The organism is Microbacterium sp. NPDC055683 (genome assembly GCF_053617895.1).
In genome coordinates this window covers 43470-67893 of record NZ_JBSHGQ010000002.1, presented here as the reverse complement: position 1 = coordinate 67893, position 24424 = coordinate 43470, and the positions used below count along the sequence as shown (strand labels likewise).

Annotated in this window: 23 protein-coding genes; 7 read left to right on the top strand and 16 right to left on the bottom strand. The window is 67.7% G+C overall.

The window, feature by feature from the left end:
* The first annotated feature begins 166 nt into the window (after window positions 1-166).
* Window positions 167-964 carry a hypothetical protein gene (locus ACWGPF_RS01345; RefSeq protein ID WP_452331102.1) on the top strand — a complete coding sequence of 266 codons (798 nt, stop codon included), beginning with the start codon at window positions 167-169 and terminating at the stop codon, window positions 962-964.
* Window positions 965-1108: 144 nt separating this feature from the next.
* Here the strand turns inward: ACWGPF_RS01345 and ACWGPF_RS01340 are convergent, their stop codons facing one another.
* The gene (locus ACWGPF_RS01340) at window positions 1109-1237 is read right to left on the bottom strand and encodes a hypothetical protein (RefSeq protein ID WP_452331101.1); all 129 of its coding nucleotides are present in this window, start codon (window positions 1235-1237) and stop codon (window positions 1109-1111) included.
* Window positions 1238-1372: 135 nt separating this feature from the next.
* Between ACWGPF_RS01340 and ACWGPF_RS01335 the strand changes: the two genes are divergently transcribed.
* Together ACWGPF_RS01335 and ACWGPF_RS01330 are read left to right on the top strand one after the other, a co-directional pair.
* Window positions 1373-2158 carry a GAF domain-containing protein gene (locus tag ACWGPF_RS01335; RefSeq protein WP_452331100.1) on the top strand — a complete coding sequence of 262 codons (786 nt, stop codon included), beginning with the start codon at window positions 1373-1375 and terminating at the stop codon, window positions 2156-2158.
* A 44-nt stretch (window positions 2159-2202) separates the two neighbouring features.
* The gene (locus tag ACWGPF_RS01330; RefSeq protein WP_452331099.1) at window positions 2203-2355 is read left to right on the top strand and encodes a hypothetical protein; all 153 of its coding nucleotides are present in this window, start codon (window positions 2203-2205) and stop codon (window positions 2353-2355) included.
* Between the two features lie 51 nt (window positions 2356-2406).
* Here the strand turns inward: ACWGPF_RS01330 and ACWGPF_RS01325 are convergent, their stop codons facing one another.
* Window positions 2407-5655, bottom strand: coding sequence for a hypothetical protein (locus ACWGPF_RS01325; RefSeq protein WP_452331098.1), 3249 nt, complete (start codon window positions 5653-5655; stop codon window positions 2407-2409).
* A gap of 179 nt (window positions 5656-5834) precedes the next feature.
* Here ACWGPF_RS01325 and ACWGPF_RS01320 point away from each other — a divergent pair, with 179 nt between their 5' ends.
* Window positions 5835-6167, top strand: coding sequence for a hypothetical protein (locus ACWGPF_RS01320; protein WP_452331097.1), 333 nt, complete (start codon window positions 5835-5837; stop codon window positions 6165-6167).
* 570 nt (window positions 6168-6737) lie between these two features.
* Here ACWGPF_RS01320 and ACWGPF_RS01315 read toward each other — a convergent pair.
* From ACWGPF_RS01315 to ACWGPF_RS01285, 7 genes are all read right to left on the bottom strand, one after another.
* Window positions 6738-6947 (bottom strand): hypothetical protein, encoded by a 210-nt coding sequence (locus ACWGPF_RS01315; protein WP_452331096.1) that lies wholly within the window; start codon window positions 6945-6947, stop codon window positions 6738-6740.
* Complete coding sequence (locus ACWGPF_RS01310) at window positions 6944-7618, bottom strand: recombinase family protein (RefSeq protein ID WP_452331095.1); 675 nt, start codon at window positions 7616-7618, stop codon at window positions 6944-6946. The genes ACWGPF_RS01315 and ACWGPF_RS01310 overlap by 4 nt, the downstream gene beginning before the upstream one ends.
* Window positions 7619-7664: 46 nt before the next feature.
* Window positions 7665-8321, bottom strand: a complete 657-nt coding sequence (locus ACWGPF_RS01305) for a hypothetical protein (RefSeq protein WP_452331094.1) — start codon at window positions 8319-8321, stop codon at window positions 7665-7667.
* A complete protein-coding gene (locus tag ACWGPF_RS01300; RefSeq protein ID WP_452331093.1) occupies window positions 8311-11193 on the bottom strand; it encodes an HsdM family class I SAM-dependent methyltransferase in 2883 nt (960 codons plus the stop codon). The genes ACWGPF_RS01305 and ACWGPF_RS01300 overlap by 11 nt, the downstream gene beginning before the upstream one ends.
* A gap of 93 nt (window positions 11194-11286) precedes the next feature.
* The gene (locus ACWGPF_RS01295; protein WP_452331092.1) at window positions 11287-11694 is read right to left on the bottom strand and encodes a hypothetical protein; all 408 of its coding nucleotides are present in this window, start codon (window positions 11692-11694) and stop codon (window positions 11287-11289) included.
* Window positions 11691-12143, bottom strand: coding sequence for a hypothetical protein (locus tag ACWGPF_RS01290; protein WP_452331091.1), 453 nt, complete (start codon window positions 12141-12143; stop codon window positions 11691-11693). Before ACWGPF_RS01290 ends, ACWGPF_RS01295 begins: the two co-directional genes overlap by 4 nt.
* An 8-nt stretch (window positions 12144-12151) precedes the next feature.
* Window positions 12152-12619 carry a hypothetical protein gene (locus ACWGPF_RS01285; protein WP_452331090.1) on the bottom strand — a complete coding sequence of 156 codons (468 nt, stop codon included), beginning with the start codon at window positions 12617-12619 and terminating at the stop codon, window positions 12152-12154.
* A 35-nt stretch (window positions 12620-12654) separates the two neighbouring features.
* On the opposite strand from ACWGPF_RS01285, the gene ACWGPF_RS01280 reads away from it, so the two are divergent.
* Window positions 12655-13773: a hypothetical protein gene (locus ACWGPF_RS01280; protein ID WP_452331089.1), complete on the top strand. Its 1119-nt coding sequence runs from the start codon at window positions 12655-12657 to the stop codon at window positions 13771-13773.
* 17 nt (window positions 13774-13790) lie between these two features.
* Here ACWGPF_RS01280 and ACWGPF_RS01275 read toward each other — a convergent pair whose 3' ends face one another.
* The 3 genes from ACWGPF_RS01275 to glnA all read right to left on the bottom strand — a co-directional run bounded on the left by ACWGPF_RS01275 (window position 13791) and on the right by glnA (window position 16820).
* The gene (locus ACWGPF_RS01275; RefSeq protein WP_452331088.1) at window positions 13791-14975 is read right to left on the bottom strand and encodes a tyrosine-type recombinase/integrase; all 1185 of its coding nucleotides are present in this window, start codon (window positions 14973-14975) and stop codon (window positions 13791-13793) included.
* Between the two features lie 23 nt (window positions 14976-14998).
* Entirely contained in the window at window positions 14999-15202 is a 204-nt protein-coding gene (locus ACWGPF_RS01270; RefSeq protein WP_452331087.1) for a helix-turn-helix domain-containing protein, read from the bottom strand.
* 193 nt (window positions 15203-15395) lie between these two features.
* Window positions 15396-16820, bottom strand: coding sequence for a type I glutamate--ammonia ligase (gene glnA, locus ACWGPF_RS01265; RefSeq protein ID WP_452331086.1), 1425 nt, complete (start codon window positions 16818-16820; stop codon window positions 15396-15398).
* Between the two features lie 137 nt (window positions 16821-16957).
* Between glnA and ACWGPF_RS01260 the strand changes: the two genes are divergently transcribed.
* Window positions 16958-17389: an RDD family protein gene (locus tag ACWGPF_RS01260; RefSeq protein WP_452331085.1), complete on the top strand. Its 432-nt coding sequence runs from the start codon at window positions 16958-16960 to the stop codon at window positions 17387-17389.
* Between the two features lie 59 nt (window positions 17390-17448).
* Here ACWGPF_RS01260 and ACWGPF_RS01255 read toward each other — a convergent pair whose 3' ends face one another.
* Window positions 17449-18156, bottom strand: coding sequence for a DUF4191 domain-containing protein (locus tag ACWGPF_RS01255; RefSeq protein WP_452331084.1), 708 nt, complete (start codon window positions 18154-18156; stop codon window positions 17449-17451).
* A gap of 144 nt (window positions 18157-18300) precedes the next feature.
* Between ACWGPF_RS01255 and ACWGPF_RS01250 the strand changes: the two genes are divergently transcribed.
* Window positions 18301-19647: a hypothetical protein gene (locus ACWGPF_RS01250; protein WP_452331083.1), complete on the top strand. Its 1347-nt coding sequence runs from the start codon at window positions 18301-18303 to the stop codon at window positions 19645-19647.
* A 42-nt stretch (window positions 19648-19689) separates the two neighbouring features.
* Here the strand turns inward: ACWGPF_RS01250 and sucB are convergent, their stop codons facing one another.
* The 3 genes from sucB to ACWGPF_RS01235 all read right to left on the bottom strand — a co-directional run bounded on the left by sucB (window position 19690) and on the right by ACWGPF_RS01235 (window position 24370).
* Window positions 19690-21438, bottom strand: a complete 1749-nt coding sequence (sucB, locus tag ACWGPF_RS01245; protein WP_452331082.1) for a 2-oxoglutarate dehydrogenase, E2 component, dihydrolipoamide succinyltransferase — start codon at window positions 21436-21438, stop codon at window positions 19690-19692.
* 68 nt (window positions 21439-21506) lie between these two features.
* Window positions 21507-22880 (bottom strand): dihydrolipoyl dehydrogenase, encoded by a 1374-nt coding sequence (gene lpdA / locus ACWGPF_RS01240; RefSeq protein ID WP_452331081.1) that lies wholly within the window; start codon window positions 22878-22880, stop codon window positions 21507-21509.
* The gene (locus ACWGPF_RS01235) at window positions 22877-24370 is read right to left on the bottom strand and encodes a leucyl aminopeptidase (RefSeq protein ID WP_452331080.1); all 1494 of its coding nucleotides are present in this window, start codon (window positions 24368-24370) and stop codon (window positions 22877-22879) included. Before ACWGPF_RS01235 ends, lpdA begins: the two co-directional genes overlap by 4 nt.
* Window positions 24371-24424 lie beyond the last annotated feature (54 nt).

Below are 24424 nucleotides of genomic sequence, written 5' to 3'. Positions count from 1 at the left end.
GAGGTCTGGGGAGGGCTGACCTCAAGCGCTGGGGTCATCCTCGCCCTCGCCTGCGCATCCATTCATCTACGCCGCGTGACCCGTGGCTACTGACCCTCGCCGCGGGCGGTCGACCCCTCGCCGGTCCTGCCCGCGGCGATGAGCCCTTCAACCGACAGGAACACTAATGACATCCGAGCCATTCACTCCGCACTCCGCCATCGACATCGAGTCCGCCGGCGCCTGGCTCAACGTGCACTTCAAGTTCAGCCGAACCATTAACGAGGAGCTCAAGCGCCTCGGAGGGTTCTTCGCTTCGCGGGCCAAAGTCTGGAAAGTCCCCGCCGAGCAGCGCCGGGCCCTCGGCGAGCTCGCCGAGCGCTACCGCGAGATCATGCACCAGGGCGGCGAGGAGCGATTCAAGACGCTCCCGTCACGTCGAGCACTCCGCACCGACGATGGTGCCATCTGGATGATCGTCGAGCACGACGAGGGGCACACGGAGGTTTGGGGCTACTACGAGCGTTGGCTCGTTAGGAAGGCCACCATCAATGAGGAGCACGAGGAGATCGAGACGTGGCGCGACTGGCTCGCGGAGGGCAAGCGTCGCGCGGCGCGGCAGGCTGCCAAGCGCGAGCTGCTCGACGCGCCGACCAAGGGACGCGCGCCGTTCCCTGGTCCGACTCCCGAATGGTGGCCGGCGGGCGACTACGAGCACATCAAGCTTGACCCGCAGAGCCACTATGGCCACACGTACAGCGTGAACGACACGGCGTTCCTGTTCCCCGGCGGTGAAGTCGTGATCTTTCACTACAACGCGGACTGGGATGGCGGGAGCGACTATCGCCTCGTCGACCTCCCCAACGCGGCAGACCTCGCTCGTCGCGCGGCGCCAACGGAGGGTGAGATCACCGCTGACCGACACCGGCAGATCGCCCACCTCGCGTCGAGCAGGACCCCGGAGATCGACCAGATTGCAGGCTGACGAGCGAAGGGGCGATGCACCCGCCCCCTTGGCTCACGCGTAGAGGGACGCCAGCACCAATGCGAGTGCCGTCGTCGCGGTGACGATCACGACGCTCACCGCGCTCACGGCGATGCGGAACCGCCGCCGGTGGGTAGTGCGTGACTACTTCTTGTCGTTCTTCTTCTTGAGCTTCGCCAGCTTTTCCATGTAGCTGGCCTTCTCGTTGAGGCGCTTCGCCTCAGCCCGCAGCTCCCTAGGGGTTCGGTTCTTCGCTCCGGGCGTGCGTGCCATGGATGCCTCCTAAGGTCTGGTTGGTAATGATACTTCTATCATTCATCGGGTCCCGCGGTCCGTCCGATTTCGGACACGATGCTGTCCATCCCGCGGATTCCGCATTCGCAACCCGCCTGGCCATACGATGCTGGGATGAGCAAGCGACGCGGCGGTTGGGTCTGGCCTGTCGTCTCGGCGGCCGTCCCAGTCATCGGAAGCTTCGCGGGTGCACAGCTGATCGCGTGGGCCACCCGGGACACCACGGGCATCCAGGGTTGGCTGTTCGCCGGCGGTATTGCTTGCGTACTCGCCGCGGTCGGGGTGACGGTAGCTGCCAAGGCCATCGAGCACCGGCGTGGGACGTCAATCGACAAGGCAAAGCGCAATCAGCTGGTGAAGCTCCGGGACGAGCTCATGCCTTTCGCCTCGACGACGGCGGATATGGCCAGACAGCCGCACGATGTCCGGCAGGCCTACCTCAAGTCGGCGGCACAGACAGCGGCGACGGCCCTGAGGACGGTCGTGAGTGACCACGTCTCGCGCCCGCGAGCGGTCGTCTATCTCCTGAATGCTGACAACAACCCGGTGAGCATGGACTCGATTGCGCACGGTGGTCGTGGGGAGCGACCCCGGCCATTCGTCGCGGGGACGGCCCGTGGGGATGCAGCGCTTGCCTTCATCGACAGAAAAGCCGTTGGGTTCTACCCTGATCTCGGCAAGAAGCGCCCTCCTGGTTACGACGGGACGATGTCGGGGTACGAGACGTACATAGCCGTTCCCATCTGGACCGAGTCAGGCTCGTACGGCATGGTCACGCTCGACGCGCCGAAGGCGGATTCGTTCGATGATGGAGATGTGGCTCTCGTCGAACTGACCGCGGAGATGATGTCAATCGCGTTCGAGATTGGTCAGGATGACGACGTGAAGGTGGCGGAGTGATGAAATACAGCCCTGATGTCGGGACTCACGCGTACACTGGCGCCATGGCGAAGCAGGGATGGCGAGTCGTCAAGACATCAGGCGGGTACGGCGTGCTCAAGAGCAGCGCGGGGACGAAGGTTACGAAGACGACCGTCGTGCGCCCTACATCCGTCACTGGCGCAAAGGTGCAGGGCGCGACCAAGATCGGCCGCTAAAAGCTGCGCGCACAGGTGGGCTGTCCTACACACACAGACCCTTCGTGCGGCTCACTCTTCGCGTGGGCTGATCTGTTGGGTGGGCATCTGACCTGAGCTGCTTGAGAGACCACGCTCAAACGTTCTGCCAGCTGCGATGTGCCGCAGCAGCGGCTCCTTGTCACGAGACAACGTCGCGAGTACGTCGTCCGGCACATCGGGATTGAGTGCGACCATGATCGCCAGGTCGATGCTCCGCCCAGCGAGGTCGGAGAGCACCTCAGAAGGCGTCGAGCCGTTGAACGCCACCGCCTGACGAACCTGCTCGTCGGCATCGCCAGTGAGCACTCGCAGCAAGCGAGCGGGTGCATGCGGGTTGGCTGCGACGGCGCGGCGAACCTGCCGACTGCGCCGTTCCCCTCCGAGGAGTTCCAAGATGTCAACGGGGGTCCGCGGGTCGTATGCAGCCTTCATTCGCTGCTCAGCGCGCGACGAGCCCGCAAGTGCCTCGAAGACCTCCCGGTCGACGGGTTCAGCGCCCGCCTGTGGTGCGAGATCGTTGCCCGTTACGTCGGCGGTCAGTCCGTACCGCCGCGAAGCCTCTGCTGCGGCAGGGTGACGCCGCGCCGCGCGTCGCACGACAGCTTCTTCGTCGTCCAGCAGACGCGCGAGAACTTCGAGGTCGAGCTCATGACGAGAGGCGATGGCTGCACGCACCTGGGGGTCGCCGTCGTGCGAGAGGTCGGTCACTAGTGCGTCGGACGTGGCGACGTTGCGCGCTACCGCCGAACGGACTCCCGCGGCGTCATCGTCAGCGAGCTTCGCAAGGGCTCTTCCTGGCGCGCCCGGGTTCCCGGCGACATCCTCGCGAAGGTCCGCGTCCGTTGAACCGGCCAGACGTTCGAGTGCGTCTGCAGGGGTCAGGGCGTGGCGCGCGGCCCCGCTGCGAAGGTCGGGAGAGCGGACGCGACTCTTAGCGAGTCGGACCAGGGACGCGGAGATCGCGTCGTCGAGCTCGCCTGATTCCGGCAGTTCTTCGACTACCCGCAGCACGTCGGAAACGGAGATCTCCGGGGCTTCTCGCAAGACATCGATGGCAAGACTCGAAGGTGCGCGCTCGGTGGCCGTTGGATTCTGAAGGAGGGCGAAGCGGACGTCCCAATCGCGGTCCAGTGCGAGGACCGCGACAAGCTCATCTGACAGGTCACCGCGGTTCGCGACGACCAGGCGCACATCACTGTGCTGGTCGGCAGCCAGCCGCTCGACAACATCGAGCGGCAGTGGCTCGATACGCGCGAGCCCCTCGCGCTCGATGGCCCGGCTCGACATGAGCGCTTCGATGACGGCGCGTCGATCAGCGTCCGGAAGCGCGGGGTTTGCAATGAGTGCGAGGCGGATGCTGGCCGAAGCCGTGGCCGCGAGCTCCGTCAGCAAGTCCGGAGGCGCTGAACGGTGCGCTGCGAGAACCTCGAGAACCTCGGCGTCATACTCGCGGGGCGGCCGCACCTCGAATAATCGGTCGAGGCCCTCCTTGCGGAAGGCGACGCGCGCTGCCTTGGAGCCGCCGAGTTCGATGAGCTTCGCCGTCAGATCGCTGGCCTCGATGTTGACGGCCCGCTTCAACGCCCACCATCGCACGTCCGGGTCGGAGTCGGCGAGCAGCTCCGCCCTCACGTCTGGGTCACCGATTGGGAGTTCCAGCGACGCTCGACGCCGTAGCCAGGCCGGGCGATCGGCTCGGAGGAGGTTCTCTGCGACCGCGCGCGGGATTCCTGACTGAAGCCACTCAGGGACGCGAACGTTGCGGCCATCGATGTTCGCCCAGAGGCTAGAGGCTTCTGGGACGGGCAGTCGCCGGCTGCCCCACGGCGTCGCGTTACCCATCACATCCAGCAGACCCTCGACCAGCTTCGTATCCCATGCCGTCTCATCGCGATCAGTCGAGGAGGCTACGGTCGTGCCCGCCGCGCTCGGCTCGGGGACGGCGACGACCCCACGTATGGTGCCGTCAACCTCGCCGTCGTTCGTCCGTGCACTCCATCGCACGGACGAGTCCGCATCGGCGGTTAGCGCACTCAGCGCGGCGCGGGGAGCTGCGGGATTCGCCGCAACGGCGAGTCGCACCGCCTTGCTTACGTCGGTAGACAGCACCTGCAGCACGTCGTCCGGTGCCGCTTCGTTGCTCGCGACACCTTCACGGACTCTCGCCATGCGGTCTTCTGCGAGAAGTCGAACTGTGGCCTCCGGCGTGACCACGTTCCGGCCCACTCGCCGCCGAATGTCAGCGTCTTCACTCCGGCCAAGCTCGTCGAGCATCTCGTACGGTGTATGCCGATTGTCTGCCAACATCTGATGCCGGCGGCGCTCGGGCACTGGCACGGGGCGCGCGAGCTGGCGTCGCCCCGTGGCCTTCACGAAGCCCTCCCTCAAAGTCGGGAGAAGGTCCTCCGGGTCACCGCCGAGCAGCCGTGACAGCGTCCAGGTCGCGAGCTGTTGCTGTCGGGGCAACCAGATTGCAACCCGACGGATGCCGAGCAAGTCGTCGAGGTCGAGCATCACGTAGCCGAGCAGTTGCAGCAGGTGACCGCGCAGCGTTGAGACGTTGAGGTGCGCGTAGACCTTGGAGTCGACCAGCAGGTCACCGACCAGCCAATCGCCGTCAGCGCCGCCCACCAATGGGGCACCGATGAAGCTCGGGTTCGGCTCGAATCCGATGCCCTCGTCGATCTCTCGCTGCCAGGCTTCCAGTTGCGTACGGCTCGCGCCGACGAGCGCCCCGAGATCATCGAGCAGCCGGCGATCAAGCCTGGCGGATAGGTCGGCACCGTCTGCCGCAGCGTCGAGGAGGTCGCCCGTGGTGCCGCTGAGTGCCTTTGAACCTCCCGCGCGCACCACGCGCTCGCAGTGGGAGAGGAGGACCGAAGCCCGGTCGGCGTCGAGCTCGTCACCTGAACCGAGCATCTCCGCGGCAACCTCGAATGCGCCCTGAAGGACCGTCACTCTGTGCTCGCCGTTCTCGACGAGCAGGCGATACTCGTCTGCGCGCACGGCGCCGGTTGCAGCAGCGGATGTCAGCGGGTCGAAGGTGCCCAGCGCGATGCGTGCGCGATAGTCGAAGGCCATCCCTGCCAACGTGCCATCGACGCCATCGGGGCGTGGAATGACAAGGCGGGATGTAGCCAGGTCGGCGAGTCCGAGCGCATCCGCGGCCTCTCGACCGCCGGCTGACTTCGACGCCGAAGCGACCAAGCGTGGGGAAAGGCCCTCAAGGAACGCCCGGACCGGAGAACCGGGGTCGCGCAGGTGGTCAGACAGACTCATCGCACCGCACCCTCAACGACGGACAACTCGTGTCGGCGGGCTTGCGCAGAATCGGTCATGCTCCCATCCTGGCGGCAGGAAGTCTTCCGCGCTCGGCCGAGGTGTCCGTGTCCCCGCTCCGTGCCATCATCAGCTCATGACCGACGCCCTCCCGCATCCTTCCGACTCACGCGCGCAGCGTGACGGCGAACGGGGGCCGCGTCGAGATCGACGCGGCATCGGCGGACCTCTCCGTGTTGGTCGAGATTTTCGCGCACCACGGCAAAGTGTTGAGCGGGCAGGGTCGCAAGCTCGCGCAGGATGTGTTGAAACTCACGTGGATTCGGCAACAGACAGGCGCGACGCGCATCGTGCTCGCGATCGCAGACCCGATGGTGGAGCTCTATCTCACGCGCCCGAAGGCCTGGTTGGCTCAGGCAATCGCTGACCTCGGCGTGGAGATCATTCGCGTCGAGCTCGACGCCGAGATGACCGCCGCACTTGAGGCTGCTCAGCTCACGCAGTACCGCTGACCGACGCGGCCGCGCATAGCCATCGGGTGACGGACTTCGTGAACTGGGTGACCCCGAAGTGCTTGCACTGCGGCACCGCGTCGCTCCGCCGCGTTACACCGACCCAGGCAGCGACGCTCTGCGGGCGTGGGCGAACACGCGCTCTTGTGCAGACAACCTTCCCGAACCTCGACGCCGACGAACGCCAGGTCTTCGTCACCGGCATCCACCCCCGCTGCTGGACGGTGCTGTTCGGTTAGCCCTAGGGTCTGGTTCGCGCGACGACCTCGTCGACGATCTCCTGCCGCCGCTCCTGCGTGATCACCCCCGAGGAAGACCGTGGCTTGCCGAGCCTCCGCGGCCTTCTCTTCCTCGCCTACCAGCAGCGCGCGCACGGCCACCCAGTTGCGGGCTTCGAGCAGAGCCCGCCACCGAAGCACACCCTCGCGAGCAGCGCCGCGGACGTGCGGAAGCACAATCTCGACGCCGGCGAGGCCGCGGGTGCGCACGAGCTCGGGGTCTCGGTCGAGGGTGCGAGCGATCTCGCGATGGAGGGCCAGCGACAGTGCGTAGCTGCGATCTCATCGAGGCTCAGTCATCAGACCGCGCCTCCTCGAACCTCGCCCGCGCCACCCGGAACGCATGCAACGCCTCGGCGAGGTGCTGCGCACGGAGTGCGGTTGCCCGCCCTGTCCGGTCTGCCACGTAGCCCGGGTCGGCTGCGATGCGGGCGTCGACGTTGACCATCGTCGCGAGGACGATGACAGCCTGGAGGAAGGCGTCGTGCGGGTCATTGTTCATGATGCCGGCCCTTGCGTCGCTCGGACGACCGTGCTCTTCGACGTCCCAATCTGGCGTGCGACCTCGGCACAGGAATCACCGGCATCGCGCAGACGCTGAGCAAGCTGCACCTGTGCTGGCGTGAGCGACTTCGGCCTTCCGAGAGGCAAGCCCTTCGCCCGTCGAGCCTCGACACCCGCCTGAACGCGCTCCCGGATGCTCGCCCGGTCCCACTCGGCAACAACTCCGAGAATCACCAGAAGGAGGCGCCCAGCCTGGCCGGCGGTTGTCACGCCGTCGCGGAGCGTGCGGAGGACGATGCCTCGCTGGTCGAGCTCCTCGACCAGTTCGAGAAGGCCGCGCACCGAGCGTGCCACGCGATCGAGGCGCCACGCGACGACCTCGTCACCGGGGCGCGCGAAGCGGAGCAACTCCGAGAAGCCGGGGCGTGTGAGCGGCGGCACCGAGCCGCTACAGACGTCTTCGAAGTGCCGCTCGGCACCGACCGCGTCGAGGTCGGGCAACTGAGAATCGGTGCTCTGGTCGCTCGTGCTGACGCGAGCGTAGGAGATCGTGGCCATGCAGTGCTTATGCGCGGTGCGAAAGGCGGTGCGGAACACCGTGGTCCAGAAGTCCCATTCTGCACCGACACCTGCTCGGAACTCCGCGGTGTAAAAGGCGGGGTTCTGCACCGGTGCGGAAGCTATACCTTCTGCACCGGAGCTGAGGCCACGAGCGCTAGGGCAGGACGACCCACACGTGGTCGAGATTGATGGGCTTCCCCGATGTACGGACGTGAGACGAACGCAGCTTCTCACTGTGGACGTTGGTTGACTGGGGGACGAGTTCGTGGCCAGTGCCCATCAGCGAGTGCGCCTTCACGAACCCGTTGACGCGAGGCTCGATCCCAGCGGTGGTCGGCTGTTGCACATAGCCCACCATCACGCCCCAGCCCTCGGCGGCCCCGTATGCTGAGCTCACGAACCGTGCCATCCCGTCGTCGACGTACGCGCGACAGTGCTGCGCGGTGTCGGTGAGGCGCTTGGCTTCGAGGAGAACGCCACTATCGCCCACATGAATTCGTAGGTCAGGTCGGGAGGCGCCGACGATCGATTCGGTTCCGGCGAGCATCCCAGGCGTGAACTCGATGTTCTCGATGTTCACCCCGAGGGGGAAGAACCGCTTGTCAGCACGCTTCGCCTCTCTGAGCCAGCGGTAGAGTTGCGCGCTGCAGTTGCTCTCCAAGTGATTGAACGTGTGCCAACTGTTGCCAGCCCACAGGGCGAGCGCATCGTCCATCAGGTCGCGAACCAGCTCAGGGAGTTGTTGAGCGGCCCGGCTGTGAATGAACTCGCTGGCGTGTCCCAGCACCCGGCCGAGCCCCTTACTGAGCACGTCCGTCTCGCACGTGCTCGCTTCTCAGGAGCGCATCGAACACGTCAGCGGCATCGTCCACGGCAGCGCTTGCCATCCAGCTGGTGCGGCGGCTCGGCTTCACGATGTGGACCCTGTTCTCATCGAGAATCACTGCTTGCGGCTCAATGATCGTCGCCGACGACAGGGCTTCGTCGAGGACCGCAGCATCGTCCTTCAGCAGGTTGTCTACCGCGAAGCGAGTGTCGGCGGCGGCGGGGGAGTCGAAGGCTTCAACGTGCTCGCACGTCACTCGGGAGAAGCCGTTGGACGTCTCGCTCAGGCGGACACTCCATTCTCCTAGTTCGAGACCGTCCATGCTCCGTTTCAGAGCGTCGACATAGGAGGAGAAGGCGGCGGCGTCAGGCTCTTCGTAGGCATCCGCTTTCGGCCCGTCCTGCAACTCAGAGAGCCTGACCGTCAGGGCATCCGTGATGAGTTGACGTTCGTCGTCTGTGAGCTTGTAGACCTTCTCTTCGACGAATCGATCGAGGGCAAGGCGCCACTGCGTTCCGGACGCGCGGTCGACCATGTCGCCGAGTTCGGACTCTGCCTCGGGAGTGAGAGCTGGTAGCGGCAGGCTCAGCCACTCTCGTTGATGCAGCTGCTCTCGTTCGACGCCCCAGGAGCTCGAGGTCATCAGGTACCAGTAGGTCGCCACTGATGAGCTGAGCACTGCCGAGACAGCGCGCAGCGCGGGCGCATCCTCGTCGGGTCCGGCCAACGCGAAAAGACCGTCCGTGAAGACGACGTCGTATGGGACGAACGCGGCCATCGGCGTCTTGCTAAAGCCTTTTCGCATCAGGATGTGCGGTGCAAGGTAGATCGCCCGTTCGCGAGGGCGGTGCATCACAGGCGTGGTGATCGGAGCGCCGAGTGTCCGTTCATCCGGTGCGGCCATCGCGACAAGCGATTTGGTGGCGAGGGTCGGCAAGTCGTGCAGATGAGACGCGTCGTTCTCGTCTCGGTTCTTCGCCAGTTGGTAGCCAGCACCCGAATGCCAGCCGCGGAGCTCCGCCTGGGTATCGAGCGTCTGGAACGTCTCTCTGAGGTGCGACACCAGGTCGACGTCCTGTGGTCCTCCCCAAAGGAGCGTCTTCCAGATCGACGGGTCCACCTGCGCGCGTGCGCGGGAGATACGCCGGATGTTCTGCTGTGGAATCGCGATGCCGTCGATGATCTCGGAGATCGGCGTTCGGCGCGGCGATACATGCAGCAGCTCCTCACCGGCGGACTCGGCGTTGGCGCCGATCACGACCACTACGGCAGGGCTCGCCGCGCCGAAGAGCTCCTTGCGAAGAGGCGACAGGTCGATGACAGTCTGCACATCCAGTTCGCGGAAGAACGTCAGCCGGAACTTGTCTGCGGGGTTGGCGCGATTGTGAAGGACCGTCTTGGACGGGAGAACGAGACCAGCGACCCCGCCTGGACGAAGCATCTCCGACGTCTTCCAGATGAATGGCACCGCGATCTGCTGGTCGGGCACCACGCGCTGGGAGTCCTTCAGATACCGGCGTGCTGCCGGCGTGAGTGCGCTCTTCCACGGCGGGTTGCCAGCGATTACATCGAACGTGTGACCGCTGAGCGCGTTCGCCTCGAAGAAATCGGACACGATCAGATTCGTGCCGACGAGGTTCGGCAACTTCACCGTCCGCCAGATTGTGCGTGGGTCGACGTGCTCCAGGAGAGCGAGGTACAGGCCAAACGCAGTGACGCCGATGGCGTCGGCGTTGAGGTCGATGCCGAAGATGGACTCCGTGAGCATCGTGCTGAGTTCGCCGTAGTCCGGGGTGCTCAGCGTCAGCGCTCTGCGCTGGTGGACGAGCCTGCGGAAAGTCTCGGTCAGGAAGATTCCGCTGCCGCATGCAGGGTCGAGCACTACGGGTGTCGACGGACCCGTGAACGAGGGGAGTAGCTCGTCGAGTACGAGGTCGACCACCCGTCGTGGCGTGTAGTAGGCCGCATCAGCCTTCTGCTGGGGTGCGAGCAGCTGCTCATAAATCGAACTGATGAGTTCCGGTGGGATGATTGCGAAGTCAAAGCCCCACAACGGAACTTGGCCCGTCGCCGGGTCCGCGCCACTGAAAAAGTCTGCGAGGACTTTCATCGCTGCGTTGGGGAGCGGTCGTGTGAGGACACCTCGTCGGAACACGTCGCCGTTGAAATGGTCTGACATGGCAATGAACAGCGAAGAAAGGGCATCCCAGCCGCTGGAGAGTGCTGCCTCGAGCGACTCGGGTTGGCCGAGCTCACGCAAGTCGTCGGGTGCGAGGATGTGTCGGTCTTCGAGATACCGAACAAAAATGGAGCGCCCGAGCAGCGGCTCGATCTCGTGTTGCTCAACCCCCGCAGCTAGTAGCTGAGAGCGCACGGCGCGGAGGTTCCGCAGGAGGAGATGGTCAACGCGGTTCTGCGTATCCAACTGCTTCCCGCGTTGCTGCGCGAGTCTTCCCGACTCCACACTGAATCGAGTGAAGTCCGCGAAGACGGTGGCAATCGACTGGCTGTAGCTTGACTCTGCCAGCAGTGCTGCGTCGGGCCGCCCCGGAGTCTGTGCCATGTTGCAGCTCAGTGCGAGGACCTGGTCTGGCGTCGTCACGATGAGGACCGGCACACGGCCGTAATTCCACAAGCGGCGATGAGCCTGCATAGCTTCGTCACGGGTATCGGCGGCGACGAAGGCCACTACGGGAACGGCGCCCTTGAAGAAGGCAGCATCGACGCCGCACTTCTGTTGAAGGTCGTTCCAGACCATGCCCCGCACACCGGGTTCCACAGACGCGTCGACATACCCTCGCGAGTCACGGTAGCCGAGGGTGCCTACGAGGTCGTCGAGCATCGCTTGTGCTGTCACGACCACCTCCTGCAGGACCGCTCTCAGCTTAGGGTTGGCCACCGACGAAGCTCGGTAGCCCGCTGGGAGTGGCGAATCGCTCTCGCCGAGCCGTCACCGGACGACAGAGAGCGAGTCAAGGGCACGCACCGCGTCATCGATCGCGAAGTTGGGCTCCCATGGGCTCGCAACCAAGGTGAGCGCGGGATACGGCAGGCGAAGCAGCGGCGAATCGTCCGTTTGGGTACATGTCACCACTGCAACGGCCGCGATGTGCTCCTTGTCGTGGCGGTCCAGGAGCCAGTGGACTACGGCCTCGACCGGGGCAGTCAGATCGTCAAGGTAGACCGTTCGCGCGGGCGGGATGATGCGCTCCCACGGCAGCTCCAGAGGACCGTGCTCATCTCGCCAGAGCGAGCGTGGCGCCAGCGCAAGGATGGGGGTGGCTGACCGGTTGCGCTTCAAGCTGCGGACAGCGAGGGGGTGGGAGAGGAGCGAAGCCTCCACGATGATGGGTGTCATTTCGTCACCTCGAGGTGCTCTTCGACCACCCCGGCGCCCGCGAGCATCAGCGTGCGCACATCAGCGCCGAGCGGCGCTCGTAGCCACCGAATGTCGCGTCTCAGGGACGGTGAAACTGCGGCGTGCGTGATCGTGACGATGGGCACCTGGTTCTGTGTGGCGATGGCGCCGAGCACATCAAGACGGGGCCGTTGAGTGCTCCACCGCGCACGACGTGGCAATAGTCGAGCGGCCCCACGCCAACCGAGATCGAAAAGCGCCTTCTCAGAGCGTTCGCCCTGCACGGGGACGGTCTCGTCGAGATGAAGGAGGGCGCCGAGGTCGAGATCGGAAAGCTCGCGCATCTCGTTTGCGGTTTCGAGGACTACGCGAAGGTCCGTGAGAGGGCTCGCGAGGACGCTGCTGTCCAGAAACACGAGCCCGCGCGGACTCTCGAGCGGCGCGAGCATCGCCTGCCTCACCACGGTTGCTCCGGGATGCGGTCGAGGAGAGATGCCAGCGCACGGTCGAGCATCTCGTTCGGGTCATCGGCAGCGATGTCGTGGTCGAACACCTGGATGTGTGAGGCCACTTGCTCCGAGAGCGGAGTGATTGTCAGCATCACAGTCGGTACCTGGGGCTGTGTGGCAGCGGCAGCAACGATGGCGGCTTCTCGGTCTCCGTGGGAGCGACCGAAAGGCAGCGCCGGCAACAGTGCCCATGCAGCTCGGTGGCCGAACAGTTCGATCGCACCCGCGACGTCGCGCCGAGCGCCACCATGGATGCTGGGAGTCCGCATCCCGCGGGGGTGGATGATTAAGACCTCGAGGTCATCGTGCAATATCGCCGCGTGTGCGCGAAGAACGAAGGACGCGACGTCCAAGAGCGGGTGTGCGACAAAGCTTGCACACACGATGACGCGCCCACGCTCCTCGACCTCATCCACGCATGTCTTATGCGCGGGCGCATACGCTGAGAATCATGCCGCTCAGCGTTCATCCAGTCGCAGACCTTTTGCCTGCGATGTCGGAAGACGAGCTTGCCGAACTCACACACGACATCGAGGTCCACGGCCAGCGCGAGCCTGCGATCGTGCTCCGCAGCGCTGACGGAACCCGTGCGCTTCTCGACGGTCGGCACCGGGCACTGGCGTGCGAGGCGCTCGGCATCGAGCTCACGACACGAGACGTCGAACTCAGTGACGACGAGGCGCGAGCGCTCGTGCTCAGCCTAAATCTGCATCGCAGGCACCTGACGGCGAGCCAGCGCGCCCTCATCGCTGCTCGCCTTGCTGCCGATTCGAGGCAGGGGCGCAAACCGGCAGCGCTGCCTGTTTGCGCCATGACACAGCCGGAAGCTGCTGCTGCGCTTGGCGTGAGCTCGCGCCTCGTCCGCGATGCCGTCGCCGTCGTACGTGGGGATGACCAGGAGCTCGTCGAACGGGTTGCCTCAGGCGAGGTCACAGTCACGGAAGCAGCTGCCGAGCATCGACGCGAGCGCACAGCTGGGCAGGCGGCATCCGCGATCTACCTGACGCATCGCAGAACGTCGGCGAGTGACGAATGGCTTACGCCGGCACATATCGTAGAGCGGGTCGTCGCGTGCCTTGGGGGAGTGGACCTCGACCCGGCCGCCGACCCTGAGCACTCGGTTCCGGCGGCCCGGCACGTCACCGCCGTGGACGATGGGCTCGCACAGGCGAACTGGGCGAACGAAGATGGGTCGCCCAGCTCCGTATTCTTGAACCCTCCGTTCAATGGTGGAAGCAACGATGGCCCGAGCACTTGGACACGGCGTCTCGTCACCGAGTGGGAGGCTGGCCACGTTTCGCGCGCACTGTTGCTCGTGCCGCATCGCCCCGGTTCCCAATGGCAGGCCGAGCTGGCCCGCTTCCCACGGGTCGAAGTTCGCGACCGTCAGGCCTTCGTGCCTGGTGCGACCAATCCTGCTCGCGTTCGTTGGGAGCGCGGCACCGCAGAGCGCAAGAACATGCTGGCCCAGTTCGCGACGATCATTCTCGGCATCGGTGTGTCGCCGGCGCAGCTCGCGGAGCACTTCGGTGACCTCGGGACCGTCATGGTGCGCTATGCAGGCGGGTAGTAGCGCACCTGACGGCATCACAGCCCGAAGACCGCGTCGATAGCGACGGCATCCACCGTCTCGACTTCTGGCGTGATGTAGTGCCTCTGGGTGGTCTTCGTGTTCGCGTGAGCGAGCAGCTCTGCAGCTCGGGTGACGTCTTCGGCGCGAGAGACAGCCGTCGCAACCGTGCGGCGAAGCGTATGAGGGGTCAGTTGCCGCGGAGTGAGCCCCGTCTCGGCCAGTGCCGCGACGACCTCGGGACGCCATGTCACTGAATCGAAATGAGCGCTGACGATGGACGGTGAGACCCATGGTGACTCATCGAGTTGTATGCGCCCGATCACCGGGTCGTCCTGGCCGCGCCTGAACGCCGGCGCCTCCTGTCGAGCGGCGCGAAGAGCGCGCATTGCAATGCCGTCGTCTGCGAGCTGGACGAACCGCTCCTGCCCCTCATACTTCAACTGCGGCTGACGGAAGACTGGCTGTCCAGTCAGTTGGACAACGGTTCCACACACCTCGACGACGCCGTTCTCGAAGTCAACGTCGCGCCAGCGGATAGCTAGAGCCTCAGCGATACGGATGCCGCCAAGCCCCACGATGATATCGACGGCCAGCTGCGCGTTCCTCCGATTGCTATAGCGCACGCCCTCGTCGACGAATGCCGCGAATGACGTACGGAAGACCCTCAGTTGGTGAGGGGTGATCGAGACCGGCTTGGCCACCTTCTTGGGCCGCGGCCGCTGGGTGACAGCGAGCGGGTCGACCGGCAGGATACGGGCAACGACCGCCCAACGGAGGGCCTGCGAGAGCACACCGCGGAGCACGGAGTACTCATGCGCAGAGTTCTCGGCGGCGAGCTCATTGACGATCTTCTGGACCCGCTGTGGCGTCAGCTCGATAGCCGGAATCGCGCCGTAACTGCGACCGAGCTTGCGCGACTTGACGTAGTACATCCGCTTCGTCTGCTCGCGGATGTTCCGAATGCTCACCACATCGGCACACCAAGTGTCCAGCAAGTCGCGAAAGGTTGAATCGGAACCCGCGAGGCCGTCAGTGAGCGCGAGCTGAGCCGCCTTGTTGCGGAGGAGGGCTGCTGCGTCGTCCTTGCTTGGTGCGGTCGCTCGGAGTTTGCGACGCTCGCCGGACGCGTCCCGCGTCCAGGCCGTTGCAGAGACCCTTGAGCCCGACACGGTGTACGCGATGCTGCCGAGCTCGCCCACAGCGAGGGCGGGCCGACCGCGACTCATGCTGCGGACCCGATGTTGGACTGAGCGCGCATCCACTCGAGGAGTTGGTCCTCGGGGTAGCGGATGTGCCGGCCGAAGGAGATGAACGGTGGGCCGTCGTCAGACTGTCGCCATCGGTCCAGAGTGCGCACGGGGATGCCCGTGTACTCGGCGAGGTCGTCGACGGTCAGGAGGACTGGGAGCAGGTTGTAGGTCTTCACCTCCGCCCTATGCGTCGAGTTGCGCGCGAGCGTGCGCGAGTGCGCAGACCGTGCTCGCGAGGGCGTCTCAGGACCAATATGTGGTCGTTTTGTGGACACCGCGGGGTGAATAAGTGGACTCCTGGAGGACAGCAAAAGGCCCAGCTCCCTTGATTTCTCGCGGGAGCTGGGCCGGATGCGGGCCTAGCGAGGGTCAGACGCCGAAGTACAGCTCGTACTCGAAGGGGTGAGGACGCTGCGCGAGCGGCTTGATCTCGTTCTCCTCCTTGTACTCGATCCACGTGTCGATGAGCTCCTGCGTGAACACGCCGCCCTCGAGGAGGAACTGGTGGTCGGCGCGGAGTGCGTCGAGCGAGTCCTGCAGCGAGTTCGGGACCTGAGGGATGTTCTTGGCCTCCTCGGCGGGGAGCTCGTAGAGGTCCTTGTCGACCGGCTCGTGCGGCTCGATGCGGTTCTTGATGCCGTCGAGGCCCGCCATGAGCTGCGCCGCGAACGCGAGGTACGGGTTGCCCGATGCGTCGGGGGCGCGGAACTCGATGCGCTTGGCCTTCGGGTTCGAGCCCGTGATCGGGATGCGGATGGCCGCCGAGCGGTTCCCGGCCGAGTACACGAGGTTGACGGGTGCCTCGAAGCCCTTCACCAGACGGTGGTAGCTGTTGAGGGTCGGGTTCGTGAACGCGAGCACGGCGGGCGCGTGGGCGAGGATGCCGCCGATGTACCAGCGCGCGATGTCGCTGAGCCCGCCGTAGCCGGCCTCGTCGTAGAAGAGCGGCTTGCCGTCGCTCCACAGCGACTGGTGCGTGTGCATGCCCGAGCCGTTGTCGCCGAACAGCGGCTTCGGCATGAAGGTCGCGACCTTGCCCCACTCCTCGGCCACGTTCTTGACGATGTACTTGAACTTCAGGATGTCGTCGGCCGCGTGCACCATGGTGTCGAAGCGGTAGTTGATCTCCTGCTGTCCGCCCGTGCCCACCTCGTGGTGCGCGCGCTCGAGGACGAGACCGGCGTCGATCAGCTTGAGGCTGATGTCGTCGCGCAGGTCGGCCGTCTTGTCGACGGGCGAGACGGGGAAGTAGCCGCCCTTGTACGGGGTCTTGTTGGCGAGGTTCCCGCCCTCCTCGGTGCGGCCCGTGTTCCACGCGCCCTCCTCGGAGTCGACCGAGTAGAAGCTCGCGTTCTGCTTCACCTCGTAGCGCACATCGTCGAAGATGTAGAACTCGGCCTCGGGGGCGAAGAACGCCGTGTCGGCGATGCCGGTGGAGGCGAGGTACTTCTCCGCCTTCTTCGCGACCTGGCGCGGGTCCTTCGCGTAGATCTCGCCGTTGCGCGGGTTGTAGATGTCGAAGACCATGATGAGGGTCTTCGCCTCGCGGAACGGGTCGAGGTACGCGGTCGTCACGTCCGGGATGAGCTGCATGTCGGACTCGTGGATGTTCGCGAAGCCGCGGATCGAGGAGCCGTCGAAGAGCTGGCCGACCGTGAAGAACTCCTCATCCACCGTGGAAGCAGGGATGTTGAAGTGCTGCTGCACGCCGGGAAGGTCCGTGAAGCGGATGTCGAGGAACTTGACGTCCTCGTCCTTGATGAACTTCAGGACCTCGGAGGAATCTTTGAACATTGAGGCTCCAGTTTCGGGAACTCGGGTGGGGCGATCCGTGGGACGGACGTCGCCGCCAACCTACGGGCAGAGGATTGCCTGGCGGTATCCCCTTTGTTTCCGGCATGTTACAGGGCGGGCTGATCTAGGCTCGACAGGTGACGACCTCGACCTCCGCCGACTACCCGGGCGCCCGCCTGGGGCTGCCCTCGACGGGCTCCGGCAGCATCGCGCGCCCCGGCCGCCGCATCGGCGCACTCCTCATCGACTACGCCGCCGCGACCCTCATCGCGACGGCCTTCTTCTCGTTCGACCAGTTCGCCCTGCCCGCTGAGGCGGGATGGACGCAGTTCGCCCCGATGGCGGTGTTCGCCGCGCTGCAGGTCCTCTTCATCCCGACCCTGGGCGGCAGCCCGGGGCATCGTCTGCTCGGCATGCGGGTGGTGCGGGCGGATGGCGCGTGGACGGGCGTCTGGCGACCGCTCGTGCGCACGCTCCTCCTCGTCGTCGTGATCCCCGCCGTGATCTGGGACGCCGACCAGCGCGGACTCCACGACAAGGCCGCGGGAACCATCCTCGTGCGAGCCTGAGCCGGAGACGACGAGAGCCCCGCCGATCAGCGGGGCTCTCGTGACGTTCGGACAGCGGATCAGCGCGGTCGCTGCGCGCGCACCTTCGTGGGGTCGATCCCCTTCGGGATCGGCAGGGACGCGAGCGACTGCGAGACCGATTCGATGCGCTGGACGACGGCGCCCATGGTGGCGCGGTCGATGGCCTTCGGAAGCGCCTTGATCGTCTTCGAGAGGCGGTCGATGGGAACCTCGCCTTCGCCGTGCCCGATGTAGAACTCGTGGACCGGCACGCCCTGTGCGACGCGCTGGGCCTTCATCCGCTCGTCGCGCATGAGGCGCGTGAGCCGCCCGCGCGAGCCCTCGCCCACGATGACGATCCCGCCCTTGCCGACCGCGCGGTAGACGGCCTCCTGCGTCTTCGGGTTGATGCCGACGGGCATGTCGTCGGCGCGCCAGCTCCGCCCCAGCATGTTGGCCAGCACATGGCCGGATGCGCCGGGCATGCCGTCGAGCTTGCGGTACATGGCGCGCGTGGAGAGCTGCGTCATCGTGATCATGGCGCCGAGCGCGCCGACCATGAGGCCTGTGATCGCCCAGAGCAGGATGCCCCACCAGACGGGCTGCAGGAGGAAGCCGGCGACGACGCCGAGCGCGACGCCCACCGCGATGATGGCGATGAGCAGCCAGCCGAGCCACGGGAACGCCTCACGGGTGAAGGTGAAGAGTGACTTGATCTGGGAGAAGAAGCCGGGTCGCTTCTCCGCGGGTGCGCTGCGTGCTGCCATAGCTCGATTCTACCGGCGTCGGATGGCCCTCCGCGGCCCGAGGGGGCCGTCCTCCCGTCCCCAGCCCTCGTCGTGCGGCGTGTGCTCTCCACATCGCCCGGTCCGGGGCGATCACGCCGGATGGATGCGTGCATCGTGGAGGGCATGAGCTGGGATGCCGTCGTCACGGGAACTGCTCCGCCTCCCACGGAGCCGACCGGTGCGTACCGCGCCGTCCGACGGGTGTCGCCGCCCTCGTCGCCGCTCGAAGGGATCATCGCCTCGCAGGGAGGAGAGGACTCGGTCGTGCTCGTCCCGGTCGAGCATCTCCACGAGTGGGAGGGGTGGCGCACCGCCGGCTCCCAGCACGTGCTGGCGCCGCTCGACGTCGTGCGCCTGGCCGACGGACACGCTGTCGTCCTGCCACGCTGCGACGACACCGTGGAGGCGCGTCTCGCGCAGCGCGTCGCCCGTGGGCCGGTGCTGCGCGGCGGAGAGGCGGTGACGCTCGCGGTGAGCCTGCTCCGTGGCGTGCAGGAGGCGTGGGCGCAGCGGCCGCCCGGCGCCGAGGCTCCGCGGGGGCGGTGGTGGCTCTCGGCCGATGCGCGGCCGCTGTTCGCCTTCGGTGACGGGGATCCCGCGGAGGTGTCGGCGGCCAGGCTGCTCGCGGCCGCGGGGGAGTGCTGCCCCGACAAGGTCGTGCGTCGTGTGCTCGACGATGTGCGGGTCGCGCTCGAACGACCGCGTGCGCTGCGGCGCACGGGTCCCGAGCTGGAGGCGCGCCTCTTCGAGGCGTGCGCGCCTCAGCCGTTCGCGGAAGACGGCCCATCGTTGGTCCGCCCGGACGACGCCGAGCTGCGTGAGGACGCGCGCCCCGTTACGCCATCGGAGGGATGGCTCGCACGCCGCGTCGACGTCGGAATCGGCGACCTCGTGGCGGATGCGTTCGCCGAGGTCGGCCGCCGGATACGCGCAGGAACCACCGCACGGGGCGTCCGACCGTCGCGCGCGGCCCGGCGACGCGCCTCGCGTGCAGGAGGTCCGGTCCGTCGACGTGCGCCGATCATCGTCGGTGCGATCTGCGGCGGTGCCGTGCTGGCGGTGGGGCTCGCGTGGCCGTCGACGAGCGACGACGCCGCGCCAGCGCCCGAGCACACCGGCATGGCGGATGACGGGGGCGCGTCTTCGGCCGGCGTGCTTGCGACGTCGACACCGCTCGCACCCTCTGCGGAGGCGACGCCTCCGGCCGAGCACGCGCCGGCCGAGCACGGGCCGTCCGCACACGCGAGGGCGTCCGCGGCGCCGACGCCGTCCGCCGAGGAGGAGACCCCCGAGCAGGCGACCGCACGGCTCATCGACGGCGCGGCGGCCCCTGCGCTCGTGGACGACTTCGGCGATGTCGCTGTCACGCGCGTCGAGGGTGACGGCATCGTGCGCCACGTCGTCCTCGAACGGGTCGACGGGGTGTGGCAGCTCCGGCAGACGTATGAGACGGCGGAGGGGGCGGGATGAGCGCGTGGCGCCCATCCCGCCCCCTCCGGGAGCGGCGGTGTCTCAGATGCCGAGGTCCCCCGCGAAGTCGGCTGCCTCGAGGCGGGCCTTCACGGTCGACAGGAAGCGCGCGGCATCGGCGCCGTCGATCGTGCGGTGGTCGTACGAGAGCGCGAGGTACACGTACGAGCGGATGCCGATCGCCTCCACGCCGTCGACCTTCACGACGCCGGGGCGCTTGAACACGACGCCGGTACCGAGGATGGCCGACTGCGGCAGGAAGACGACGGGCGTGTCGAACAGCGCGCCGCGCGAACCCGTGTTCGTGAGCGTGAAGGTGCCGCCGGCGAGCTCGTCGGGCTTCAGCTTGTTGTCGCGCGTGCGCGCGGCGAGGTCGGCGATCTCGTGTGCGATCTGCGCGAGGTTCTTCGACCCGGCGTCGCGGACGACCGGGGTGAGGAGGCCGCGCTCCGTGTCGACGGCGATCGAGAGGTTCTCGGATGCCGGGTACACGATGTTGTTGTCGGCGTCGACCGTGGAGTTCACGATCGGGAAGGCCTGCAGCGCCTCCGCGGCGGCGAGCGCGAAGAAGGGCAGGAACGACAGCTTGTCGCCCGTCTTCTCGAGGAACGAGCCCTTCACCTGGTCGCGGTAGCCGGCGAGCTTCGTCACGTCGACCTCGACGACCGTCGTCAGCTGGGCGGTCTGCTGCATCGACTCGACGGCGCGCGTGGCGAGCACCTTGCGCAGGCGCGACATCGGCGCGGTCGTCCCGCGCAGCGGCGACGGCTCGGGCTTCACGGCAGCGGGCGCGGCGGGGGCGGCGGTGGCGGGCGCCGAAGCCGACTCCGCCGCCTTCAGCACGTCCTCCTTGCGGATGCGGCCGCCGACGCCCGTGCCCGAGACGGTCGCGAGGTCGACGCCGTTCTGCGCTGCGAGACGTCGCACGAGCGGGGTGACGTAGATCTTGTCGTCGCCGGCGGGGGCGGCCGGAGCCGGGGCTGCGGCAGGTGCCGGGGCAGCGGCGGGCGCCGGGGCAGCGGCAGGTGCCGGGGCAGCGGCGGGCGCCGGGGCAGCGGCGGGCGCCGGGGCAGCGGGTGCGGCTGCCGCGGGGGCCGCCTCAGGAGCCGGTGCCGGTGCCGCAGCGGGTGCCGGTGCCGCAGCGGGTGCCGGTGCCGCGGGCGCGCCGCTTCCGACGCGTGCGAGCACGGAGCCCACCTCGACGGTCTCGTCCTCCTGGACGAGGATCTCCTGCACGGTGCCCGCGACGGGCGAGGGGATCTCGGTGTCGACCTTGTCGGTGGAGATCTCGAGCAGGGGCTCGTCGACCTCGACGCTGTCGCCGACCTGCTTCAGCCAGCGGGTGACCGTGCCTTCGGTGACGCTCTCTCCGAGCTCGGGGAGGACCACATCCGATGCGTCGGACGACGCGGAGGGCGCCTCGGCCGGAGCCTCGGCGGCGGGGGCCGGGGCCGCGGCGGCGGGGGCCGGGGCCGCGGGAGCCTCCGGGGCGGGCGCCTGCTCTGCGGCGGGCGCCTCGGCGGCAGGAGCCGCGGGCGCCTCCTGGGCGCCGGATCCGTCGCCCAGTCGGGCGAGCTCGGCGCCGACCTCGACGGTCTCGTCCTCCTGAACGAGGATCGCCTCCAGAACGCCGCTCACGGGCGAGGGGATCTCGGTGTCGACCTTGTCGGTCGACACCTCGAGAAGCGGCTCGTCCGCTGCGACGGTATCGCCGACCTGCTTCAGCCAGCGGGTGACCGTTCCCTCGGTGACGCTCTCTCCGAGAGCGGGGAGGACGACGGAAGTGCTCATGTCAGGAGTCTCCTTCGGAGTGTCGAATTCTCATCTAGCTTAGTGATGCTGCGGGGTGCTCGAGGGCGTCAGAGCGCGTGGAGCGGCTTTCCGGCCAGCGCGAGGAAGGCCTCGCCGAGCGCCTCGCTCTGCGTGGGGTGCGCATGGAGGAGCGGCGCGATGTCCTCGGGATGGGCCTCCCACGCGACGGCGAGCTGCCCCTCCGTGATGAGCTCGCCCACGCGGTCGCCTGCGAGGTGCACGCCGAGCACGGGCCCGTCGACGCGGCGGACGACCTTCACGAGGCCGGCCGTGCCGATGATCTCGCTCTTCGCGTTGCCCGCGAGGTTGAACTCGGTCGTCGCGATGGCGTCGTCGCCGTGCGCCGCGCGCGCCTGCTCCTCCGTGAGCCCGACGGAGGCGAGCTCGGGATGCGAGTACGTCACGCGGGGGATCTGCGCGTCGGCGACCGGCGCGCTCGTCAGCCCCGCGATGCGCTCGGCGACGGCGATGCCCTGCTGGAATCCGCGGTGGGCGAGCTGCAGCCCCCTGACGATGTCGCCCACGGCCCACACATGGGCGACCGAGGTGCGCAGCAGGTCGTCGGTGGTCACGAAGCCGCGGTCGCGGGCGACCCCCGTCTCATCCAGGCCGATGCCGTCGGTCGCAGGGCCGCGTCCGACGGCGACGAGGAGGACGTCCGCCGTGAGGGCCTCGCCGTTCTCCAGCGTCACGGTCACGGAGGAATCGTCCTGCGAGACCGACGAGAACCGCACGCCGAGCGACGTGCGGATGCCCCGCTTGCGGTAGGCGCGCTCGAGCGCCTTGCTGAGCGCGGCATCCTCGTTCGGCACGAGCCGGTCGAGCGCCTCGACGATCGTCACCTCGGCACCGAGCGAACGCCAGACGCTCGCGAACTCGACGCCGATGACGCCGCCGCCCAGGATGATCGCGCGGCCGGGCACGGTGGCCAGGGCGAGTGCTCCCTCGCTGTCGATGACGCGTCCGCCGAACTCCAGTCCCGGAAGGCCGCGGCTGTACGAGCCCGTCGCGATGACGACGTCGCCGCCGCGGTAGAGGTCGTCGCCGACGCGCACGGCGGGTCCCGGCTCCAGTGTGCCGGCGCCGGAGACGACCTCGATGCCGCGCGCCTTGACGAGTCCCTCGAGACCCTTGTGCTTCTTCGAGACGATGCCGTCGCGGTACGCGGCGATGCGCGCGGGGTCGATGCCCGTGAGCTCGGCGCCGATGCCGTAGGCGCCCGCCTCGCGGACGGTGTCGGCGACCTCGGCGGCGTGCAGCATCGCCTTCGTCGGCACGCAGCCGCGGTGGAGGCACGTGCCGCCCAGTTTGTCCTTCTCGACGACGATGACGCTCTTGCCGAGCTCGGCGGCTCGCAGCGCGGCCGCGTAGCCTCCGCTGCCGCCTCCGAGCACGACGACGTCGACGGTGCGATCGCTCACAGGACCTCGCCTCCTGCCGCGACGAAGTCGAGCAGCGCGCGCACCGTGGCGCCCGTCGGCCCCTTGTCTGTGAACCCGTACGCCGCTCCCGTGCTCATGGAGGAGCCGGCGATGTCGAGGTGCACCCAGGGGATGCGCGGGGCGTCGTCCTCGTCCGCCGTGCGCCCGACGAAGCGCTGCAGGAAGAGACCCGCGTAGAGCGCCCCGCCCGCGCGGTTGCCGACGTTCGCGTTGCGGACGTCGGCGATCCGCGAGTCCAGCTCGTCCGCGATGTGCTCGGGGAGGGGGAGTGCCCACGCGAGCTCGCCCGTGCGGTCGGCTGCGCGGAGGAAGGCGTCGACGGCGTCGCCGTGCCCCATGACGCCCGTGTGGCGCGTGCCGAGAGCCACCACCATGGCGCCCGTCAACGTGGCGACGTCGACGACGACGTCGGGGTGCTCGCGGCTTGCCGCGACGAGGCCGTCGGCGAGCACGAGGCGGCCTTCGGCATCGGTGTTGGTGACCTCGACCGTGGTGCCGTCGGCGATCACGAGCACGTCGCCGGGCCGCGTCGCGCGCCCCGACGGCATGTTGTCGGCGATGCACAGCCACCCCGTGACCCGCACGGGGAGGGCGAGCTGGGCGGCGGCCCGGACGACCGCCAGCACCTCGGCGGCGCCCGTCATGTCCTCCTGCATGCCGACCATCGACGCGGCGGGCTTGAGCGACAGACCGCCGGTGTCGAACGTGATGCCCTTGCCGACGAGCGCGACGTGCCGCGCGGCTCCCTCCGGCGCATAGTCGAGCCGCACGAGGCGCGGCGGTCGATCGGAGCCCTGGCCGACGCCGAGGATGCCACCGAAACCGTCCTCGGCCAGCCGCGCCTCGTCCCACACCGTCGCCGTCACCGGCAGGTCGGCGGTCGTCTCCAGAGCGATGTCGGCGAGTCGAGCGGGGCTCTGCCACTCCGCAGGCGTCGACACGAGGTCCTTGACGAGGGCGACGGCCTCGGCGCCCGCCCGGATGGCGGCGAGGTCGGCGTCGTCGGCACCGTCGGGAGCGTGCACGACGACGCGGCGCGCACGTCGGCGCTTCGCCTTCTTCTCCTCGGAATCGGACTTGTAGTCGTCGAAGGCGTACCCGCCGAGCGCCGCCCCCTCCGCGGCGGCGAGCCATCCGCCCTCGATCTCCGCCGGGACCGACACGGCGACGATGTCGAAGCCGGTGAGCTGCCGGATGGCGGCGCCCACCGCGTCGCGCACCGTGCGTGCGTCGGGGGCGCGTCCGAGGCCGACGACGGCGAGGGGGAGATCCGAGAAGCCGGGTGCGTGGACGCGGGCGAATGCGCCCTTCGCCGCGGTGAATCCGATGGCGTCGAGTGCGGCGGCGAGCTCTGCCGGTCGTGCCGGCGCGGCGTCGTCTCCTGCGGGATCGGGGATCGCGATCACGAGGGCATCGGCACCCTCCGCGGGGACAGCTGTCGGGGACAGCGCGATATCGGGGTGCGACATGCCTCCCATCCTAGGTTCCGGTCCTTCACCGGGTGCGACGGCCCGCGAGGGCGC

What these genes read in the sequence shown, in the direction of transcription:
- ACWGPF_RS01345 (WP_452331102.1), top strand. Translation starts at nt 167, where the DNA reads ATGACATCCGAGCCATTCACTCCGCACTCCGCCATCGACATCGAGTCC.
- ACWGPF_RS01340 (WP_452331101.1), bottom strand. Translation starts at nt 1,237, where the DNA reads ATGGCACGCACGCCCGGAGCGAAGAACCGAACCCCTAGGGAGCTGCGG.
- ACWGPF_RS01335 (WP_452331100.1), top strand. Translation starts at nt 1,373, where the DNA reads ATGAGCAAGCGACGCGGCGGTTGGGTCTGGCCTGTCGTCTCGGCGGCC.
- ACWGPF_RS01330 (WP_452331099.1), top strand. Translation starts at nt 2,203, where the DNA reads ATGGCGAAGCAGGGATGGCGAGTCGTCAAGACATCAGGCGGGTACGGC.
- ACWGPF_RS01325 (WP_452331098.1), bottom strand. Translation starts at nt 5,655, where the DNA reads ATGAGTCTGTCTGACCACCTGCGCGACCCCGGTTCTCCGGTCCGGGCG.
- ACWGPF_RS01315 (WP_452331096.1), bottom strand. Translation starts at nt 6,947, where the DNA reads ATGAACAATGACCCGCACGACGCCTTCCTCCAGGCTGTCATCGTCCTC.
- ACWGPF_RS01295 (WP_452331092.1), bottom strand. Translation starts at nt 11,694, where the DNA reads ATGACACCCATCATCGTGGAGGCTTCGCTCCTCTCCCACCCCCTCGCT.
- ACWGPF_RS01290 (WP_452331091.1), bottom strand. Translation starts at nt 12,143, where the DNA reads ATGCTCGCGCCGCTCGAGAGTCCGCGCGGGCTCGTGTTTCTGGACAGC.
- ACWGPF_RS01280 (WP_452331089.1), top strand. Translation starts at nt 12,655, where the DNA reads ATGCCGCTCAGCGTTCATCCAGTCGCAGACCTTTTGCCTGCGATGTCG.
- glnA (WP_452331086.1), bottom strand. Translation starts at nt 16,820, where the DNA reads ATGTTCAAAGATTCCTCCGAGGTCCTGAAGTTCATCAAGGACGAGGAC.
- ACWGPF_RS01255 (WP_452331084.1), bottom strand. Translation starts at nt 18,156, where the DNA reads ATGGCAGCACGCAGCGCACCCGCGGAGAAGCGACCCGGCTTCTTCTCC.
- ACWGPF_RS01250 (WP_452331083.1), top strand. Translation starts at nt 18,301, where the DNA reads ATGAGCTGGGATGCCGTCGTCACGGGAACTGCTCCGCCTCCCACGGAG.
- sucB (WP_452331082.1), bottom strand. Translation starts at nt 21,438, where the DNA reads ATGAGCACTTCCGTCGTCCTCCCCGCTCTCGGAGAGAGCGTCACCGAG.
- ACWGPF_RS01235 (WP_452331080.1), bottom strand. Translation starts at nt 24,370, where the DNA reads ATGTCGCACCCCGATATCGCGCTGTCCCCGACAGCTGTCCCCGCGGAG.